The organism is Enterobacter cloacae complex sp. IR5450, assembly GCF_049238665.1.
GTDB lineage: Bacteria > Pseudomonadota > Gammaproteobacteria > Enterobacterales > Enterobacteriaceae > Enterobacter > Enterobacter hormaechei_C.
This window is the reverse complement of sequence record NZ_JBMKIC010000001.1, coordinates 1-17,764: the sequence shown is the minus strand read 5'-3', so window position 1 is coordinate 17,764 and position 17,764 is coordinate 1. Positions and strand designations below refer to the sequence as shown.

Genomic DNA, 17,764 nt, shown 5'->3' with positions numbered 1-17,764 from the left:
TGAAGATGGCTGAACCACGTTTCGTACACCTGCGGGTGCATAGCGACTACTCCATGATCGATGGGCTGGCAAAGACCGGGCCGCTGGTAAAAAAGGCGGCCTCGCTTGGCATGCCTGCGCTGGCGATCACCGATTTTACCAACCTGTGTGGCTTGGTGAAGTTCTACGGAACGGCGCATGGCGCAGGATTAAAGCCCATCGTCGGTGCGGATTTTCATGTGCAGAGCGACCTGCTCGGCGATGAGATGACGCAAATTTCCGTGTTAGCCATGAATAACACGGGCTATCAGAACCTCACTCTGCTGATCTCAAAAGCCTACCAGCGCGGCTACGGCGCACTGGGCCCATGGATTGACCGCGACTGGCTGGCAGAGCTGAACGAAGGTTTGCTGCTGATCTCCGGTGGTCGTATGGGGGATGTCGGAAAATGTCTGCTGCGCGGTAACAACGCGCTGGTGGATCAGTGCGTCTCGTTCTACGAAGAGTATTTCCCGGATCGCTATTACCTGGAGCTGATCCGTACCGGGCGTGCGGACGAAGAGAGCTATCTGCATGCGGCCGTCGCCCTGGCGGAAGCGCGTGGCCTGCCTGTAGTGGCCACCAACGATGTGCGCTTCCTTGAGGCGGGCGATTTTGACGCGCATGAAATTCGCGTCGCTATCCACGACGGCTTCACCCTCGACGATCCGAAACGCCCGCGCAACTACTCATCGCAGCAGTACATGCGCAGCGAAGAGGAGATGTGTGAGCTTTTCTCGGACATCCCGGAAGCGCTGGAAAACAGCGTAGAGATTGCCAAGCGCTGTAACGTCACCGTGCGTCTCGGCGAATACTTCCTGCCGCAGTTCCCGACGGGCGACATGACCACCGAAGATTTCCTGGTCATGAAATCGAAAGAGGGTCTGGAAGAGCGTCTGGAATTCCTTTTCCCGGATGAAGCGGTCCGTAAAGAGAAGCGTCCTGAATATGACGAGCGCCTGGATATTGAACTCCAGGTGATCAACCAGATGGGGTTCCCTGGCTACTTCCTGATCGTGATGGAGTTCATCCAGTGGTCGAAGGATAACGGCGTGCCGGTAGGCCCGGGCCGTGGTTCCGGTGCCGGCTCGCTGGTGGCGTACGCACTGAAAATCACCGACCTCGATCCGTTGGAATTCGACCTGCTGTTCGAACGTTTCCTCAACCCGGAACGTGTCTCCATGCCCGACTTTGACGTCGACTTCTGCATGGAAAAACGCGACCAGGTGATTGAGCACGTGGCCGATATGTACGGTCGTGATGCGGTTTCACAGATCATTACCTTCGGGACGATGGCGGCGAAAGCGGTTATCCGCGACGTGGGCCGCGTTCTGGGCCACCCGTACGGTTTTGTCGATCGTATCTCTAAGCTGGTCCCGCCCGATCCGGGCATGACCCTGGCGAAAGCCTTTGAAGCCGAACCTCAGCTGCCGGAAATCTACGAAGCCGACGAAGAGGTGAAAGCGCTGATCGACATGGCGCGCAAGCTGGAAGGCGTCACGCGTAACGCCGGTAAGCATGCGGGGGGCGTGGTTATCGCCCCGACCAAAATCACCGACTTCGCGCCGCTGTACTGCGATGAAGCGGGCCAGCATCCGGTCACCCAGTTCGACAAGAACGACGTGGAATACGCCGGGCTGGTGAAGTTTGACTTCCTCGGCCTGCGTACGCTGACCATCATCAACTGGGCGCTGGAGATGATCAACGCCCGTCGCGAGAAGAACGGCGAACCGCCGCTGGATATCGCGGCTATCCCGCTTGATGACAAGAAAAGTTTCGACATGCTGCAACGCTCGGAGACGACAGCCGTCTTCCAGCTTGAATCCCGCGGCATGAAAGATTTGATTAAGCGTCTGCAACCAGACTGCTTCGAAGATATGATCGCGCTGGTGGCCCTGTTCCGTCCGGGGCCGTTGCAGTCGGGGATGGTGGATAACTTTATCGACCGTAAGCACGGGCGCGAAGAAATTTCCTACCCGGACGTGCAGTGGCAGCATGAAAGCCTGAAACCGGTACTGGAGCCAACCTATGGCATCATCCTGTATCAGGAACAGGTGATGCAGATCGCCCAGGTACTTTCGGGTTATACCCTTGGCGGCGCAGACATGCTGCGTCGTGCGATGGGTAAGAAAAAGCCGGAAGAGATGGCCAAGCAGCGCTCCATCTTTGAAGATGGAGCGAAGAAAAACGGCATCGATGGCGAACTGGCGATGAAAATCTTCGACCTGGTGGAGAAATTCGCCGGGTACGGATTTAACAAATCTCACTCCGCCGCCTATGCTTTGGTTTCGTATCAGACGCTGTGGCTGAAAGCTCACTATCCCGCTGAGTTTATGGCAGCGGTAATGACTGCCGATATGGACAACACCGAGAAGGTGGTTGGCCTGGTGGACGAGTGCTGGCGCATGGGGCTGAAGATCCTGCCGCCGGATATTAACTCGGGCCTGTATCATTTTCACGTTAACGATGACGGGGAAATCGTCTATGGGATCGGCGCGATCAAGGGCGTGGGTGAGGGGCCGATCGAGGCGATCATTGAAGCGCGTAACAACGGCGGCTACTTCCGTGAGCTGTTCGATCTGTGCGCCCGTACCGATACCAAAAAACTGAACCGCCGCGTGCTGGAAAAACTGATCATGTCCGGCGCGTTTGACCGTCTGGGGCCACACCGCGCCGCGCTGATGAACTCGCTCGGCGATGCGCTGAAGGCGGCCGATCAGCATGCGAAAGCGGAAGCCATTGGCCAGGCGGATATGTTCGGCGTGCTGGCGGAAGAGCCAGAGCAGATCGAGCAGTCCTATTCCAACTGCCAGCCGTGGCCAGAACAGGTAGTGCTGGATGGAGAGCGGGAAACGTTAGGTCTGTACCTGACGGGGCACCCGATCAACCAGTATCTTAAAGAAATTGAGCGCTATGTCGGCGGCCACAGGCTTAAAGACATGCATCCGACAGAACGTGGTAAAATCACCACGGCTGCGGGGCTCGTGATTGCTGCAAGGGTAATGGTCACCAAGCGCGGCAATCGTATCGGCATCTGTACCCTGGATGACCGTTCCGGGCGTCTGGAGGTGATGTTGTTCACCGACGCGCTGGATAAATACCAGCAATTGCTGGAAAAAGACCGCATACTTATCGTCAGCGGACAGGTCAGCTTTGATGACTTCAGCGGGGGGCTTAAAATGACCGCCCGCGAAGTGATGGACATTGACGAAGCCCGGGAAAAATATGCTCGCGGGCTTGCTATCTCGCTGACGGACAGGCAAATTGATGACCAGCTTTTAAACCGACTCCGTCAGTCTCTGGAACCCCACCGCTCGGGGACCATTCCAGTACATCTCTACTATCAGAGGGCGGATGCACGCGCGCGGTTGCGCTTTGGTGCAACGTGGCGTGTCTCTCCGAGCGATCGTTTACTGAACGATCTCCGTGGCCTCATTGGTTCGGAGCAGGTGGAACTGGAGTTTGACTAATACAGGAATACTATGAGTCTGAATTTCCTTGATTTCGAACAGCCGATTGCAGAGCTGGAAGCGAAAATCGATTCTCTGACAGCCGTGAGCCGTCAGGATGAAAAACTGGATATTAACATCGACGAAGAAGTGCATCGTCTGCGCGAAAAAAGCGTAGAACTGACGCGCAAAATCTTTGCCGATCTCGGCGCATGGCAGATCGCCCAGCTGGCGCGACATCCACAGCGTCCGTACACCCTGGATTATGTCCGCCTGGCGTTTGACGAATTTGACGAACTGGCAGGCGACCGCGCATACGCTGACGATAAAGCTATCGTCGGCGGTATCGCGCGTCTGGATGGACGTCCGGTGATGATCATTGGTCATCAGAAAGGCCGTGAAACCAAAGAGAAAATCCGTCGTAACTTCGGTATGCCAGCACCAGAAGGCTACCGTAAGGCCCTGCGTCTGATGGAGATGGCTGAGCGTTTCAATATGCCTATCATCACCTTCATCGACACGCCGGGTGCTTACCCGGGTGTTGGCGCTGAAGAGCGCGGTCAGTCTGAAGCCATCGCACGCAACCTGCGCGAGATGTCTCGCCTGAAAGTGCCGGTTATCTGTACCGTTATCGGTGAAGGTGGGTCCGGCGGTGCGCTGGCAATTGGCGTGGGCGATAAAGTGAATATGCTACAGTACAGTACCTATTCCGTTATCTCTCCGGAAGGCTGTGCCTCCATCCTGTGGAAAAGTGCCGATAAAGCGCCGCTGGCTGCTGAAGCGATGGGCATCATTGCCCCACGTCTGAAAGAGCTGAAGCTGATCGACACCGTTATCCCTGAACCGCTGGGTGGCGCGCATCGTAAGCCGGAAGTGATGGCTGCTTCCCTGAAAGCGCAGCTGCTGGCAGACCTGGCGGACCTGGACGTGCTGAGCACAGAAGATCTGCTCAACCGTCGTTATCAGCGTCTGATGACCTACGGTTACGCGTAAGCCTCACAATTATCCTAAAAGCCGCACATTGTTGCGGCTTTTTTTATACCTGCCGTTTACCTTAACTATGCTTATCTGATGTTTTTCAAGGAGGTAAACCATGAACATCATTGCCATCATGGGGCCACACGGCGTCTTTTATAAAGACGAACCCATCAAGGAGCTGGAGCAAGCCCTTAAAGCACGCGGATACCAGCTGATCTGGCCGCAAAACAGCGCCGACCTGCTGAAATTTATCGAACGCAATCCGCGCATCTGTGGCGTGATATTCGACTGGGACGAATACGACATGGAATTGTGCAGCGATATCAATAAGCTCAACGAATATCTTCCGCTGTACGCGTTTATCAACACTCACTCGACCATGGACGTGAGTGCGCACGATATGCGTATGGCGCTGTGGTTCTTCGAATACTCACTCGGCGTTGCCGAGGACATTGCGACCCGCATTCAGCAGTACACCGGTGAATACCTCGATAACATCACACCGCCGTTTACGCGCGCATTGTTCACCTATGTGAAAGAAGGGAAGTACACCTTCTGTACGCCAGGCCATATGGCGGGAACGGCCTATCAAAAAAGCCCGGTGGGATGCCTGTTCTACGATTTCTTCGGCGGTAACACGCTGAAGGCGGACGTGTCGATTTCGGTCACCGAGTTAGGCTCTCTGCTGGATCATACCGGCCCGCATCTGGAAGCTGAAGAATACATCGCCCGGACCTTTGGCGCCGAGCAAAGCTACATGGTGACCAACGGTACCTCAACCTCGAACAAAATCGTCGGGATGTATGCCGCGCCTGCCGGCAGTACGCTGTTGATTGACCGAAACTGCCATAAATCACTGGCGCATTTGCTGATGATGAGCGATGTGGTGCCGCTCTGGCTGTCGCCTACGCGTAATGCGCTGGGTATTCTCGGCGGCATTCCTCGCCGTGAGTTCGCGCATGAAGCCATTGAGAATAAGATCGCGGCTATCCCCGAGGCAAGCTGGCCTGTGCATGCGGTGATCACCAACTCCACCTATGACGGGCTGCTTTACAACACGAACTGGATCAAGCAGACGCTGGACGTGCCGTCGATTCACTTTGACTCCGCGTGGGTGCCTTACACTAATTTCCACCCGATTTACTCGGGTAAAAGTGGGATGAGCGGCGAGCGGGTGCCGGGCAAGGTGTTCTTCGAAACGCAGTCGACGCACAAAATGCTGGCCGCGTTTTCCCAGGCGTCTCTCATTCACATCAAGGGTGAGTACGACGAGGACACCTTCAACGAAGCTTTCATGATGCACACGACCACGTCGCCAAGCTACCCGCTGGTGGCGTCCATCGAAACGGCGGCAGCGATGCTGCGCGGTAATCCGGGTAAACGCCTGATCAATCGTTCGGTGGAGCGGGCGTTGCATTTCCGAAAAGAGGTTCAGCGACTTAAAGATGAAGCGGACGGCTGGTTCTTTGATATCTGGCAGCCGGAAGAGATTGATGAGGCAGAATGCTGGCCCGTCGCGCCGGGGGAGAGCTGGCACGGTTTTCGGGATGCTGATGCGGACCACATGTTCCTCGATCCGGTTAAGGTGATAATCCTGACGCCGGGCATGGATGAGCAGGGTGTGATGGGTGAGGAAGGGATCCCGGCAGCGCTGGTGGCGAAGTTCCTTGATGAGCGCGGCGTGGTGGTGGAGAAAACCGGCCCCTATAATCTGCTGTTCCTGTTCAGCATCGGGATCGATAAAACCCGCGCGATGGGGCTGCTCAGGGGACTGATGGAGTTTAAGCGCGCATACGATCTGAACCTGCGGGTGAAGAACATGCTGCCGGATCTCTACGCGGAAGATCCTGACTTCTACCGCAATATGCGTATTCAGGATCTGGCCCAGGGGATTCACAGGCTGATCCGCCAGCACGATCTGCCGCGCCTGATGTTGCAAGCATTTGATGTTCTGCCTGAAATGAAGCTGACGCCGCACAGGGCGTGGCAGCGCCAGGTGAAAGGGGAGGTTGAAACCGTTGAACTGGAGAACCTGGTCGGGCGGGTATCGGCCAACATGATCCTGCCTTATCCGCCGGGCGTGCCGCTGCTGATGCCGGGTGAAATGATCACCGAGGAGAGCCGGGCGGTGCTCGATTTCCTGCTGATGCTCTGTTCGGTGGGGCGCCACTATCCTGGCTTTGAAACGGATATTCATGGCGCGAAACGCGATGATAACGGCGTGTACTGGGTGAGAGTCCTAAAATAAAAGGGGCCGCTTGCCAGGGGCGGGTTGTCGGTTGTAACGTTCAGGGCATCATAAAAAGGAGAAACTATGCTGGGTTTAAAAGCGGTTCATCATATTGCGATCATTGCCACCGATTATGCGAAAAGTAAGGCATTCTACTGCGACGTTCTCGGCTTTACGCTGTTGAGCGAGGCCTACCGTGAGGAGCGCGACTCCTGGAAAGGCGATCTGGCGTTAAACGGTCAATATGTGATTGAGCTGTTCTCTTTTCCTTTCCCGCCAGCGCGTCCTTCACGCCCGGAAGCCTGCGGCCTGCGCCACCTGGCCTTCAGTGTCGATGACCTGGACAGCGCGGTAAAACATCTGGAAGCCCACGGCGTGGCCTGCGAAGCGATTCGTGTCGATCCCTTTACCGATAAACGTTTCACTTTTTTCAACGATCCGGACGGCCTGCCGCTGGAGCTTTATCAGCAGTAATCGCCGTCATGTGTGATAATGCCCGTTCAGTTCGGGCATTTTTTATGTGTAATTTCCTATGACCTTACCCGCTATCGCGCACGCCGTTTCACCCTACCGCCAGCTGCTGGTGGGGTTCAGCGGTGGCCTGGATTCCACCGTTTTGCTGCACCGCCTTAAGCTCTGGCGCGACCGTGAGCCTGACGTCCAGCTGCGGGCGATGCATATCCATCACGGCTTAAGCCCCCATGCCGAAGACTGGGTGGCGCACTGCGAAGCGGTGTGCTCAGGGTGGGAGATCCCGCTGATCGTTGAACGCGTCACGCTTGAGGATGAGGGGCTGGGTATTGAGGCGCAGGCGCGGAAAGCCCGCTACGCCGCGTTTTCTGGCGCATTACAGCCTGGAGAAGCGTTGGTCACCGCGCAGCATCTGGACGACCAGTGCGAGACGTTTTTACTGGCGCTCAAGCGGGGCAGCGGGCCTGCGGGTTTATCCGCCATGCCTGAGCGCGCTGATTTTGCTGAAACAGAGCTCATCCGCCCGCTGCTGGGTGAGACGCGCGCATCACTGGAAGCCTGGGCGCAGCAGCATCATCTGTGCTGGATTGAAGACGACAGCAATCAGGACGACAGTTACGACCGTAACTTCCTGCGCCTGCGCGTCTTACCGCTGCTGAGTGAGCGCTGGGCGCATTTTTCCGAAGCGGCGGCCAGAAGCGCCATGCTGTGTGCTGAACAGGAAAGCTTGCTGGATGAGTTGCTGAGCGGGGAGCTGAATATACTGATTACCGCTGACGGTGCCCTGAACGTTGCGCCGTTGAAGGTGATGAGCCCCGTGCGTCGGGCTGCTCTGATTCGCCGCTGGCTGGCTTACCACCGTGCGGTTATGCCGTCCAGGGCGATGCTCAACCGTATCTGGGAGGAAGTTGCACAGGCGAGGGAAGATGCCGCACCGTGTATACACCTGAATGGTTATGACGTCAGGCGTTATAAAGGGCAACTCTGGTGGGTAAAATCTGTGCCGTCGCTGGCTGACGTTGTGCTCGACTGGCCGTCGCCGGAAAAAGCATTAACGCTACCGATGAATGCCGGTGTCGTTGCGTTAAGTCATTCGGGCAATGTGCGTCTACCTGAGCCGGACGAGAACGTTACCATACGCTTCAGGGCCAGCGGCATGCTGCATATCGTCGGTCGTAACGGCGGGCGTAAGCTGAAGAAAATCTGGCAGGAACAGAACGTTCCGCCCTGGCGACGTGATACCACGCCGCTTCTGTTTTACGGCGACACGCTCATCGCGGCGGCAGGGGTGTTCATCACTGAAGAGGGGTGGGCTGAAGCGGGTGTTAATTTTGAATGGAAAGCGTAACGGGCAGCCTGGCTGCCCGTTGGTTATCAGGATTCGCTCACCACGACGGTGCCGATTTCCGGATGGCTGAAACTGGCAATTTTGTCGAGGCGTAGCTCACGCGTTGCACCTGCATCTTCCACAACCAGGTATTCCACATTTTTACGGGAAACCAGATCGCTGGCCTTTGCCTTTAGCACTTCGCCATCTTTTAGCTCCAGCGTCAGTATTAAATGATGCTGGCAGGCGAGTTCGAGGTTGTCATAGTCATCACAATTGATGGGTTGATAGGTATCATTCATCGACATAATCGCTCACCAGTAAATTCGCCGCAGCATACGCTGCTTTTTCCCTGACCGATTCAGAAAGGCTCTCATCAGAGGCCACTTCATTTAGCACGTTCAATACACAGCCCAACGCATCCGGAATGTACCCCAGATCTCCGCTGGCGATCTCCGCATACCGTCTGCGAATCAACTCACAATAATTATTCACATCACCTCCTGCCAGCGTACTGACTTACTGTGAGATATCATTAAGCCTACGAAGTTAAACTCGGTTTAGCAAGGTGACTATACCATACTCATTTAAGCAATATCAGCGCCTTGATAAGAGTGAGCCACCACCTCGTAACAGCCTTTTGCCGCGGTTTTCGCTACAATGTACGCCTGATTCGAAAGGAGTTCTCTCATGGCGCTGAAAGCGACTATTTATAAAGCTGTGGTCAATGTGGCGGATCTTGACCGTAACCAGTTTCTGGATGCGTCATTGACGCTGGCGCGTCACCCTTCTGAAACCCAGGAGCGCATGATGCTGCGCCTGCTGGCGTGGATTAAGTATGCCGACGAGCGTCTGCAATTTACCCGTGGTTTAAGCGCGGAAGATGAACCGGAAGCCTGGCTGCGCAACGATCATCTGGGTATCGATTTATGGATTGAGCTTGGCCTGCCGGATGAACGCCGGATCAAAAAGGCCTGCACCCAGTCTGCTGAAGTGGCGTTGTTTGCCTACAACCAGCGCGCGGCGGAGATCTGGTGGCAACAAAATAAAAATAAATGTGCGCAGTTCAAAAATCTTACCGTCTGGTATCTGGATGATGAACAGCTGGCGCAGCTGAGTGCGTTCGCCAGCCGGACGATGGCGCTACAGGCAACAATTCAGGACGGTGCCATCTGGCTTTCCGATTCTCAGAATAATCTGGAAATTCATCTCACGGCCTGGCAGCCCGCATCATGATTGTATTGTCCCGAAATGTCAGCATCCCTGATAACGAGCTGGAGATCACCGCTATCCGGGCCCAGGGCGCAGGGGGGCAGCACGTTAACAAGGCCTCAACGGCTATCCATTTGCGCTTTGACATTCGGGCCTCCAGCCTGCCAGAGTATTATAAAGAAAGCCTGCTTGCCGCCAGCCATCACCTGATCACCAGCGAGGGTGTGATAGTGATTAAAGCGCAGGAGTATCGCAGCCAGGAGCTTAACCGGGAAGCGGCAATTGCCCGGCTGGTCGCGGTCATCAAAGAGCTGACGGCTGTACAAAAAAGTCGCCGGGCAACACGTCCAACGCGGGCATCGAAAGAACGTCGGTTGTCATCGAAGGCGCAGAAATCCACCGTAAAATCACTGCGTGGCAAAGTCCGTCACCCATAATGTGACGAAAGGGATACCCTTTTTCATAAGGAAAGTATTGTGAAAAAAGCATTATTATCAGCGCTGGCCGTGACAAGCCTGTTTGCGCTTTTTGGCTGTAATAACCGTTCGGAAACGCAGGTACTACAGCCAACGCAAAATGAAGAATTAAAGCCGATGCAGCAAAGCTGGCGCGGCGTATTACCGTGTGCAGATTGCGAGGGCATCGAAACCTCTCTGTTCCTGCAAAAAGATGGCACCTGGGTCATGAACCAGCGTTACCAGGGGGCGAAAGAACCGTCTTCTTTTGCATCTTACGGAACATGGGCGCGTACGGCTGAGAAGCTGGTATTGACGGATACCACGGGCGATAAAACCTTCTTCCGCGCCAAAGGCGAGGGGATGGAGATGCTCGATCGCGAAGGCAATCCGATTGAATCCCAGTTCAACTACACGTTGGCCCCGGTGAAAGCGACCCTGCCAGCCACCCCAATGGCGATGCGAGGAATGTATTTCTACATGGCGGATGCGGCGATCTTCACTGACTGTGCAACCGGGAAGAAAGTCAGCGTGGCGAACAATGCCCAGCTGGAGCGAGACTATGCCGTCGCGCGCGGCAACGACAGTAAGCCAGTGTTGCTGACGGTTGAAGGGCATTTTACGCTGGAGCCAAACCCGGATAGCGGCGAGCTGGTGAAAACGCTGGTGGCTGATAAAGACGCGAAGTTTGCTGCGGGGAAAGACTGCGAAAGCAAATAAGATATAGCCATTAAAAACCCCGCACTGGCGGGGTTTTTTGTTTCTTAACCTTTGATGGCTTTCACCAGGTAATCAAGAATATCGCCCGTCTTGATCATCTGTTTTTCGCCGTTGCGACGGTACTTGTATTCAATCTCGTCACTGTCGAGGTTACGGTCGCCAATGACGATGGTATGTGGAATACCGATCAGTTCCATGTCAGCAAACATCACGCCAGGACGCTCTTTACGGTCATCCATCAGCACGTCGATACCTTTCGCGCTCAGCTCAGCGTAGAGTTTCTCAGCCAGCTCCTGCACGCGGTAAGACTTGTGCATGTTCATTGGCAGGATCGCTACCTGGAACGGCGCGATGTTATCCGGCCAGACGATTCCGCGTTCGTCATAGTTCTGCTCGATAGCGGCAGCAACAACGCGCGTTACGCCAATGCCGTAGCAGCCCATGGTCAGAACCTGGTTACGACCATCTTCGCCCTGAACGGCAGCGTTCATTGCGCGTGAGTACTTATCGCCCAGCTGGAAGATGTGGCCTACTTCGATACCGCGTTTGATCATCAGGGTACCCTTGCCGTCTGGGCTTGGATCGCCTGCGACCACGTTACGGATGTCAGCCACTTCCGGCGTCGCCACGTCCCGATCCCAGTTGATGCCGAAGTAGTGTTTACCGTCGATGTTTGCGCCCGCAGCGAAGTCGCTCATCGCCGCAACGGTGCGGTCAATGACCACCGGAACAGGCATGTTCACCGGGCCCAGAGAACCAGGACCTGCATTCACCACGGCGCGGATCTCCGCTTCCGTTGCGAAGGTCAGCGGGCTGGCAACCTGCGGCAGCTTCTCGGCTTTCACTTCGTTCAGCTCGTGATCGCCTCGTACCAGCAGGGCAACCAGTGGATAAGCGCTACCTTCAGCCGATTTCACCAGCAGGGTTTTCACGGTTTTTTCGATCGGCAGAGTAAACTGCTCAACCAGCTCGGCGATGGTTTTCGCGTTTGGCGTATCAACCAGCGTCATCTCTTGCGTTGCCGCGCCGCGTGGTTCTTTTGGTGCCAGCGCTTCTGCAAATTCGATGTTCGCGGCGTAATCAGAGGAGTCAGAGAAGATCACATCGTCTTCGCCGCTCTGCGCCAGAACCTGGAATTCATGGGAGGCGCTACCGCCGATTGAACCGGTATCAGCCTGTACAGCACGGAAATCCAGCCCCATGCGGGAGAAGATTTTACTGTAGGCCGCGTACATTTTGTCGTAGGTCTCTTGCAGCGATTCCTGAGAAGTATGGAAAGAGTAAGCATCTTTCATCAGGAACTCGCGAGAACGCATGACGCCAAAGCGTGGACGCACTTCGTCACGGAACTTGGTCTGGATCTGGAAGAAGTTCAGCGGCAGCTGTTTGTAAGAGCTCAGCTCGTTACGGATCAGATCGGTGATCACTTCTTCATGCGTTGGGCCGAGGACGAATGGACGATCGCCACGATCGGCAATACGCAGCAGTTCAGGACCGTACTGCTCCCAGCGACCGCTCTCCTGCCACAGTTCAGAGGGCTGAACGACCGGCATTAACACCTCGATAGCACCGGCGTTGTTCATCTCTTCACGCACGATGTTTTCGACTTTTTTCAGGACGCGCACGCCGGTCGGCAGCCAGGTGTATAACCCGGAGGCCAGCTTGCGGATCATCCCGGCGCGCAGCATCAGCTGGTGGCTGATCACCTCGGCGTCGGCAGGTGTCTCCTTCAGAGTGGAGAGCAGATATTGGCTAGTACGCATGTTGTTACGGTTCCATTTCGACGATTGGAACAGGCTGAAACACCAGCCTGACACAAAAAAAGTGGTTTAGTTTACCAGTGTGGCAAAGATGCCAAAAGAGAGGATAACAAAATTACCTGGGTTCCAGGGCAAACACTTCAAAACCCGCCGCAGTCACGCGCCAGCGCACGTTAAAGTCCAGCAGCCAGACGGCGTACGTTTTCCCGGCTTCCTCTTCTTTGCGGTAGGCGGGACGGGGGTCCTGCGCCAGCACTTCAACGATAAAGTCACGCAGACGTGGATAACGCTTTTCCAGCTCGCTGATTTGCGTCGTTATTTCAGACGTGAAGTGAACCGGCATATCTGCCTGCGGTGCGTCCTGAGCATAGCTTGCCCGGGCATCCGGCAGCGCTTCGGCGAAGGGCAGGTAAGGCTTAATATCTATGACCGGTGTGCCATCAACCAGGTCAAGGCTACCTAACTCCAGGATCACCTGATCTCTCTGACAACGTATGCCTTTCAGCTCGACCAGCGACATTCCGATGGGGTTGGGACGAAAGGTTGAGCGGGTGGCAAAGACCCCCATTCTGGCATTTCCGCCCAGACGAGGAGGACGCACAGTGGGACGCCAGCCGCCTTCCATGGTCTGGTGAAACACAAAGACCACCCATAAATGGCTGAACGCCTCAAGCCCGCGCACTGCATCGGCCTGGTTATACGGCGCGACAAGATGAAGCTCGCCGCCGCCGTGAATGACCAGACCCGGCTGACGCGGCACGGCGAACTTTTCTTTATAAGGGGAGCGGATAACGCCTATCTGCTCGAACTGAAATGAACTCATTTCGCCGTAATGTTAAGCGCAGAACCGATACATACCGCCTGACGATAGCAACCTGGTGTGCCGCTGGTGACTTCACAGCTGTGCAGCAACACCGCGTTGGCTTTCATTTTCGACGCGTTGATTTGCATACGCTTGCGGGCTGTCGGAATATTGGGTGGAGAGTCCTGATTCGTTGCCTGGCAGGATTCGCCGCTCACTTCGCCCAGTTCACGGAATGGCTTACCGACCAGCTCGTCGGCTTTGGTAATAATACGTACCGGCGCAGCGCGAGGCGCTTTCGGTTTTGCTGGCTCCGCTTTTGGCGGGGTTGCAGTGCTTTGAACAGGTTCAACAGGAGATCTGCTTAGCATAGAACAGCCGCTCAGCATCAGTGCTAAAAGACAGATCGGTAAAGCATGCATAATAATTCCTCAGTGGATAATCAAAACGTCAGATATTGAAGCAGTTGACCGCACAAATGACAAGACGGGCAAATGCCCGTCTTGATGATATTACACTGCCGGGAGATTACCAGCCTTTAACCGCGCCGCCGTTAAACACCTTATTGGCTTCCTGGTACACTTCTTCAGACTGATATGCCTGTATGAATTTCTTCACATTCTCCGCGTCTTTGTTGTCTTCGCGAGTCACGATCAGGTTGACGTACGGGGAATCTTTATGTTCAACGAAGATGCCATCTTTCGCTGGGGTCAGGCCGATCTGGCTGGCGTAAGTGGTGTTGATCACGGCCAGGGCGATCTGCGCATCGTCCAGAGAACGTGGCAGCTGTGGTGCTTCCAGCTCAACAATTTTCAGATTTTTCGGGTTTTCGGTTACGTCCAGAACGGTCGGTAACAGGCCAACGCCGTCTTTCAGTTTAATCAGGCCCACTTTCTGTAGCAGAAGCAGGGAACGGCCAAGGTTGGTTGGGTCGTTAGGGACGGCAACCTGTGAACCCGGCTGGAGTTCATCCAGAGATTTAATTTTCTTGGAGTAGCCGGCAATCGGGTAAACGAAGGTGTTACCGACAGCAACCAGTTTGTAGCCGCGATCTTTGATCTGCTGATCCAGGTACGGTTTATGCTGGAAGGCGTTAGCGTCAATGTCGCCTTTGCTCAGCGCTTCGTTCGGCAGAACGTAATCGTTGAAGGTCACCAGTTCAACGTCCAGGCCATATTTCTCTTTAGCGATTTTCTGCGCGGCCTCAGCAACCTGCTGTTCTGCACCGACGATAACGCCTACTTTGATGTGGTTTGGATCTTTTTCGTCCTGACCGCAACCCACCAGTGCCAGCGAGCCAATCAGTGCGCCTACTGCTGCGAAGGTCTTAAATTTAAACGCCATGTTATATCCTTAACTCGTCGAGTTTGTGTTGTTTGTAACGTTATTTATGCGTAACAGCCCGGACGATACGATCGCCAGAGAATTGAATTAAGTAAACCAGCACAACCAGCAATACCAGAACGGTATTCATTACGGTAGCGTTATAGCCAATATAGCCGTACTGATAGCCAATCTGGCCTAAACCGCCTGCACCTACGGCACCGCCCATCGCGGAATAACCGACAAGCGTGATAAGCGTAATGGTCGCCGCGTTCACCAGCCCTGGCAGCGCTTCAGGCAGCAGTACTTTGCGCACGATCTGCATTGGTGTTGCACCCATCGCGCGGGAAGCTTCAATCAGGCCTGTTGGGATTTCCAGCAGGGCGTTTTCCACCATACGGGCGATAAACGGTGCCGCGCCTACTGTCAGCGGGACAATTGCCGCCTGCAAACCAATCGACGTCCCGACGATCACGCGAGTAAACGGAATCATCCACACCAGCAGAATAATGAACGGAATAGACCGGAAAATGTTCACCAGCGCAGAGAGCGTGCGATACAGCTTCGCGTTTTCAATAATTTGACCCGGGCGCGTGACGTACAGCAACACGCCGACCGGCAGCCCAATCACAAAACCAAAGAAGCCCGATACGAAGGTCATTGCCAGCGTTTCCCAAACGCCGCGAACCAGTAGCCACATCATCGGCTCAGACATAACCCAGTACCTCTACTTTTACGTGATGTTCTTGCAGCCAGGCAATTGCCGCCTGGGTTTCTTCCTGTGTGCCGTGCATTTCCGTCAGCATAATGCCGAACTTCACGCCACCGGCGTAGTCCATCTGCGCGCTAATAATGTTGTTATTCACGTTAAAGCGACGCGCGGTTTCGGACAGCAGCGGTGCGTCAACGGACTGGCCCGTGAACTCCATGCGCAGCATCGGGACGCTGTCAGGCGTTGCGTCTGTTTTTAAACGTTCCAGATAATCTTCCGGAATATCAAGATGCAGTGTGGACAGAATGAACTGCTGAGCCAGCGGCGTTTTCGGGTGCGAGAAGACTTCGCTCACCGTGTCCTGCTCAATCAGCTCACCGTTGCTGATGACTGCTACACAGTCGCAGATACGTTTCACTACATCCATTTCATGTGTAATAAGGAGGATAGTCAGGCCCAGACGACGGTTAATGTCTTTTAACAGTTCCAGAATAGAGCGCGTGGTAGCCGGATCTAATGCGCTGGTGGCTTCATCGCACAGCAGCACTTTTGGGTTGCTTGCCAGCGCGCGAGCGATTGCTACTCGCTGTTTTTGCCCGCCGGACAGATTTGCCGGGTAGCTGTCATGTTTATCACCCAGACCAACCAGATCGAGCAGTTCGGTGACGCGACGCGTAATTTCTTCTTTTGGTGTGTTATCAAGCTCCAGGGGTAACGCAACGTTACCGAAAACGGTGCGTGAGGCCAGCAGGTTAAAGTGCTGGAAAATCATGCCAATCTGGCGACGCGCTTTGGTGAGTTCTTTTTCTGAGAGAGCGGTAAGCTCCTGGCCGCCAACTTCTACGCTGCCCTGGGTTGGGCGCTCAAGCAGGTTAACACAACGGATCAGCGTACTTTTACCTGCACCCGATGCGCCAATGACGCCATAAATCTGACCAGCAGGCACATGCAGGCTGACGTTGTTCAGCGCCTGAATGGTTCGGTTCCCCTGCTGGAACACTTTGGTGATATTGGAAAGTTTAATCATTAGATTATTTTTATCGTAAGTAAGTTAGCCGTGGCATTTTCTTCTGCCAGATACGGGGAATGACCGTAAACAAAATGGATGTTAAGGCATCCAGACGTCTAAATCAATCCACCTCTTTGCGATGAGCACTTTATTGCGCTGCGATTCATGAGATACTAGCCGAACAAGCCTTTTTCAGGAGCAAACCGGTGGCAAAATCTGTACCCGCAATTTTTCTCGATCGTGACGGCACTATTAATGTGGATCACGGTTACGTCCATGAGATTGATGAGTTCGAATTTATCGAGGGCGTAATAGATGCCATGCGCCAGTTGAAAGAGATGGGCTATGCGCTGGTGGTGGTAACTAACCAGTCCGGTATCGCCCGGGGTAAATTTACCGAAGCGCAGTTCGAGACGCTGACGGAATGGATGGACTGGTCTCTGGCCGATCGCGGCGTCGATCTTGATGGCATCTATTATTGTCCGCATCACCCGCAGGGAAGTGTAGAGGCGTATCGTCAGACCTGCGATTGCCGTAAGCCACACCCGGGCATGTTTATCTCTGCAAAGGAATTCCTGCACATTGATATGGCCGCATCTTATATGGTGGGCGATAAACTGGAAGATATGCAGGCAGCAACGGCGGCAGGTGTAGGTACCAAAGTATTAGTGCGTACCGGTAAACCGGTCACCCCAGAAGCAGAAAATGCAGCCGACTGGGTGATAACTAGTCTGGCAGAACTGCCAAAAGAGATTAAAAAGCACCAAAAATAGGCGTTTTGGCGAAAAGGTGAGCGGTTGAAATAAAAATGCATTTTTCCGCTTGTCATTCCTCGGCGGCTCCCTATAATGCGCCTCCATCGACACGGCGGATGTGAATCACTTCACAAACAACCCGGTCGGCTGAAGAGAAAAAATCCTTAAAATCAGGGTTGACTCTGAAAGAGGAAAGCGTAACATACGCCACCTCGCAACGGTGAGCGAAAGCCGCGTTGCACTGCTCTTTAACAATTTATCAGACAATCTGTGTGGGCACTCAAAGTGACATGGATTCTTAACGTCCTCGGACGAAAAATGAATACCAAGTCTCTGAGTGAACACGTAATTCATTACGAAGTTTAATTCAAGAGCATCAAACTTAAATTGAAGAGTTTGATCATGGCTCAGATTGAACGCTGGCGGCAGGCCTAACACATGCAAGTCGAACGGTAACAGAAAGCAGCTTGCTGCTTTGCTGACGAGTGGCGGACGGGTGAGTAATGTCTGGGAAACTGCCTGATGGAGGGGGATAACTACTGG

General features: G+C 54.5%; 17 protein-coding genes and 1 rRNA gene. 10 read left to right on the top strand and 8 right to left on the bottom strand.

Annotated features, from left to right (window positions below; all coding sequences use genetic code 11):
* Positions 1-5 precede the first annotated feature (5 nt).
* The 5 genes from dnaE to tilS all read left to right on the top strand — a co-directional run bounded on the left by dnaE (position 6) and on the right by tilS (position 8,494).
* A complete protein-coding gene (gene dnaE, locus ACOTYB_RS00090; RefSeq protein WP_003856156.1) occupies positions 6-3,488 on the top strand; it encodes a DNA polymerase III subunit alpha in 3,483 nt (1,160 codons plus the stop codon).
* Positions 3,489-3,500: 12 nt separating this feature from the next.
* Positions 3,501-4,460: an acetyl-CoA carboxylase carboxyl transferase subunit alpha gene (gene accA / locus ACOTYB_RS00085; protein WP_003856154.1), complete on the top strand. Its 960-nt coding sequence runs from the start codon at positions 3,501-3,503 to the stop codon at positions 4,458-4,460.
* 100 nt (positions 4,461-4,560) lie between these two features.
* The gene (locus ACOTYB_RS00080; protein WP_409248726.1) at positions 4,561-6,693 is read left to right on the top strand and encodes a lysine decarboxylase LdcC; all 2,133 of its coding nucleotides are present in this window, start codon (positions 4,561-4,563) and stop codon (positions 6,691-6,693) included.
* Positions 6,694-6,759: 66 nt separating this feature from the next.
* Positions 6,760-7,149, top strand: coding sequence for a VOC family protein (locus tag ACOTYB_RS00075; protein ID WP_003856151.1), 390 nt, complete (start codon positions 6,760-6,762; stop codon positions 7,147-7,149).
* A gap of 58 nt (positions 7,150-7,207) precedes the next feature.
* Entirely contained in the window at positions 7,208-8,494 is a 1,287-nt protein-coding gene (gene tilS / locus ACOTYB_RS00070) for a tRNA lysidine(34) synthetase TilS (RefSeq protein ID WP_220153589.1), read from the top strand.
* 26 nt (positions 8,495-8,520) lie between these two features.
* Here tilS and rof read toward each other — a convergent pair whose 3' ends face one another.
* Positions 8,521-8,781: a Rho-binding antiterminator gene (gene rof, locus ACOTYB_RS00065; protein WP_003856148.1), complete on the bottom strand. Its 261-nt coding sequence runs from the start codon at positions 8,779-8,781 to the stop codon at positions 8,521-8,523.
* Positions 8,768-8,968 carry a YaeP family protein gene (locus ACOTYB_RS00060; protein ID WP_003856146.1) on the bottom strand — a complete coding sequence of 67 codons (201 nt, stop codon included), beginning with the start codon at positions 8,966-8,968 and terminating at the stop codon, positions 8,768-8,770. Before ACOTYB_RS00060 ends, rof begins: the two co-directional genes overlap by 14 nt.
* 195 nt (positions 8,969-9,163) lie before the next feature.
* Between ACOTYB_RS00060 and ACOTYB_RS00055 the strand changes: the two genes are divergently transcribed.
* From ACOTYB_RS00055 to nlpE, 3 genes are read left to right on the top strand one after another with little or no spacing between them, the layout of a single operon-like run.
* The gene (locus ACOTYB_RS00055; protein ID WP_003856144.1) at positions 9,164-9,709 is read left to right on the top strand and encodes a YaeQ family protein; all 546 of its coding nucleotides are present in this window, start codon (positions 9,164-9,166) and stop codon (positions 9,707-9,709) included.
* A complete protein-coding gene (gene arfB / locus ACOTYB_RS00050) occupies positions 9,706-10,122 on the top strand; it encodes an alternative ribosome rescue aminoacyl-tRNA hydrolase ArfB (protein ID WP_003856142.1) in 417 nt (138 codons plus the stop codon). The genes ACOTYB_RS00055 and arfB overlap by 4 nt, the downstream gene beginning before the upstream one ends.
* Positions 10,123-10,161: 39 nt before the next feature.
* Complete coding sequence (nlpE, locus tag ACOTYB_RS00045) at positions 10,162-10,860, top strand: envelope stress response activation lipoprotein NlpE (RefSeq protein WP_017383734.1); 699 nt, start codon at positions 10,162-10,164, stop codon at positions 10,858-10,860.
* Between the two features lie 44 nt (positions 10,861-10,904).
* Here nlpE and proS read toward each other — a convergent pair whose 3' ends face one another.
* The 6 genes from proS to metN all read right to left on the bottom strand — a co-directional run bounded on the left by proS (position 10,905) and on the right by metN (position 16,484).
* A complete protein-coding gene (gene proS, locus ACOTYB_RS00040; RefSeq protein ID WP_003856138.1) occupies positions 10,905-12,623 on the bottom strand; it encodes a proline--tRNA ligase in 1,719 nt (572 codons plus the stop codon).
* Positions 12,624-12,735: 112 nt separating this feature from the next.
* Complete coding sequence (gene tsaA / locus ACOTYB_RS00035; RefSeq protein ID WP_003856135.1) at positions 12,736-13,443, bottom strand: tRNA (N6-threonylcarbamoyladenosine(37)-N6)-methyltransferase TrmO; 708 nt, start codon at positions 13,441-13,443, stop codon at positions 12,736-12,738.
* Positions 13,440-13,844 carry an Rcs stress response system protein RcsF gene (gene rcsF / locus ACOTYB_RS00030; protein WP_421765730.1) on the bottom strand — a complete coding sequence of 135 codons (405 nt, stop codon included), beginning with the start codon at positions 13,842-13,844 and terminating at the stop codon, positions 13,440-13,442. The genes tsaA and rcsF overlap by 4 nt, the downstream gene beginning before the upstream one ends.
* Positions 13,845-13,950: 106 nt before the next feature.
* Positions 13,951-14,766: a methionine ABC transporter substrate-binding lipoprotein MetQ gene (gene metQ / locus ACOTYB_RS00025; protein ID WP_421765729.1), complete on the bottom strand. Its 816-nt coding sequence runs from the start codon at positions 14,764-14,766 to the stop codon at positions 13,951-13,953.
* Between the two features lie 40 nt (positions 14,767-14,806).
* Positions 14,807-15,460 carry a methionine ABC transporter permease MetI gene (locus ACOTYB_RS00020; RefSeq protein WP_003856130.1) on the bottom strand — a complete coding sequence of 218 codons (654 nt, stop codon included), beginning with the start codon at positions 15,458-15,460 and terminating at the stop codon, positions 14,807-14,809.
* A complete protein-coding gene (gene metN, locus ACOTYB_RS00015; RefSeq protein WP_220153590.1) occupies positions 15,453-16,484 on the bottom strand; it encodes a methionine ABC transporter ATP-binding protein MetN in 1,032 nt (343 codons plus the stop codon). The genes ACOTYB_RS00020 and metN overlap by 8 nt, the downstream gene beginning before the upstream one ends.
* Before the next feature lie 188 nt (positions 16,485-16,672).
* Here metN and gmhB point away from each other — a divergent pair, with 188 nt between their 5' ends.
* Positions 16,673-17,239 carry a D-glycero-beta-D-manno-heptose 1,7-bisphosphate 7-phosphatase gene (gene gmhB / locus ACOTYB_RS00010; RefSeq protein ID WP_032608554.1) on the top strand — a complete coding sequence of 189 codons (567 nt, stop codon included), beginning with the start codon at positions 16,673-16,675 and terminating at the stop codon, positions 17,237-17,239.
* 366 nt (positions 17,240-17,605) lie between these two features.
* Positions 17,606-17,764 (top strand): 16S ribosomal RNA (locus ACOTYB_RS00005); the annotation flags it as partial.

Excerpts from the sequence above, each read along its gene's own strand:
- proS (WP_003856138.1), bottom strand. The coding sequence starts at position 12,623 with ATGCGTACTAGCCAATATCTGCTCTCCACTCTGAAGGAGACACCTGCC.
- ACOTYB_RS00055 (WP_003856144.1), top strand. The coding sequence starts at position 9,164 with ATGGCGCTGAAAGCGACTATTTATAAAGCTGTGGTCAATGTGGCGGAT.
- arfB (WP_003856142.1), top strand. The coding sequence starts at position 9,706 with ATGATTGTATTGTCCCGAAATGTCAGCATCCCTGATAACGAGCTGGAG.
- tsaA (WP_003856135.1), bottom strand. The coding sequence starts at position 13,443 with ATGAGTTCATTTCAGTTCGAGCAGATAGGCGTTATCCGCTCCCCTTAT.
- rof (WP_003856148.1), bottom strand. The coding sequence starts at position 8,781 with ATGTCGATGAATGATACCTATCAACCCATCAATTGTGATGACTATGAC.
- metQ (WP_421765729.1), bottom strand. The coding sequence starts at position 14,766 with ATGGCGTTTAAATTTAAGACCTTCGCAGCAGTAGGCGCACTGATTGGC.
- dnaE (WP_003856156.1), top strand. The coding sequence starts at position 6 with ATGGCTGAACCACGTTTCGTACACCTGCGGGTGCATAGCGACTACTCC.
- ACOTYB_RS00080 (WP_409248726.1), top strand. The coding sequence starts at position 4,561 with ATGAACATCATTGCCATCATGGGGCCACACGGCGTCTTTTATAAAGAC.
- accA (WP_003856154.1), top strand. The coding sequence starts at position 3,501 with ATGAGTCTGAATTTCCTTGATTTCGAACAGCCGATTGCAGAGCTGGAA.
- ACOTYB_RS00020 (WP_003856130.1), bottom strand. The coding sequence starts at position 15,460 with ATGTCTGAGCCGATGATGTGGCTACTGGTTCGCGGCGTTTGGGAAACG.
- rcsF (WP_421765730.1), bottom strand. The coding sequence starts at position 13,844 with ATGCATGCTTTACCGATCTGTCTTTTAGCACTGATGCTGAGCGGCTGT.
- metN (WP_220153590.1), bottom strand. The coding sequence starts at position 16,484 with ATGATTAAACTTTCCAATATCACCAAAGTGTTCCAGCAGGGGAACCGA.
- ACOTYB_RS00075 (WP_003856151.1), top strand. The coding sequence starts at position 6,760 with ATGCTGGGTTTAAAAGCGGTTCATCATATTGCGATCATTGCCACCGAT.
- tilS (WP_220153589.1), top strand. The coding sequence starts at position 7,208 with ATGACCTTACCCGCTATCGCGCACGCCGTTTCACCCTACCGCCAGCTG.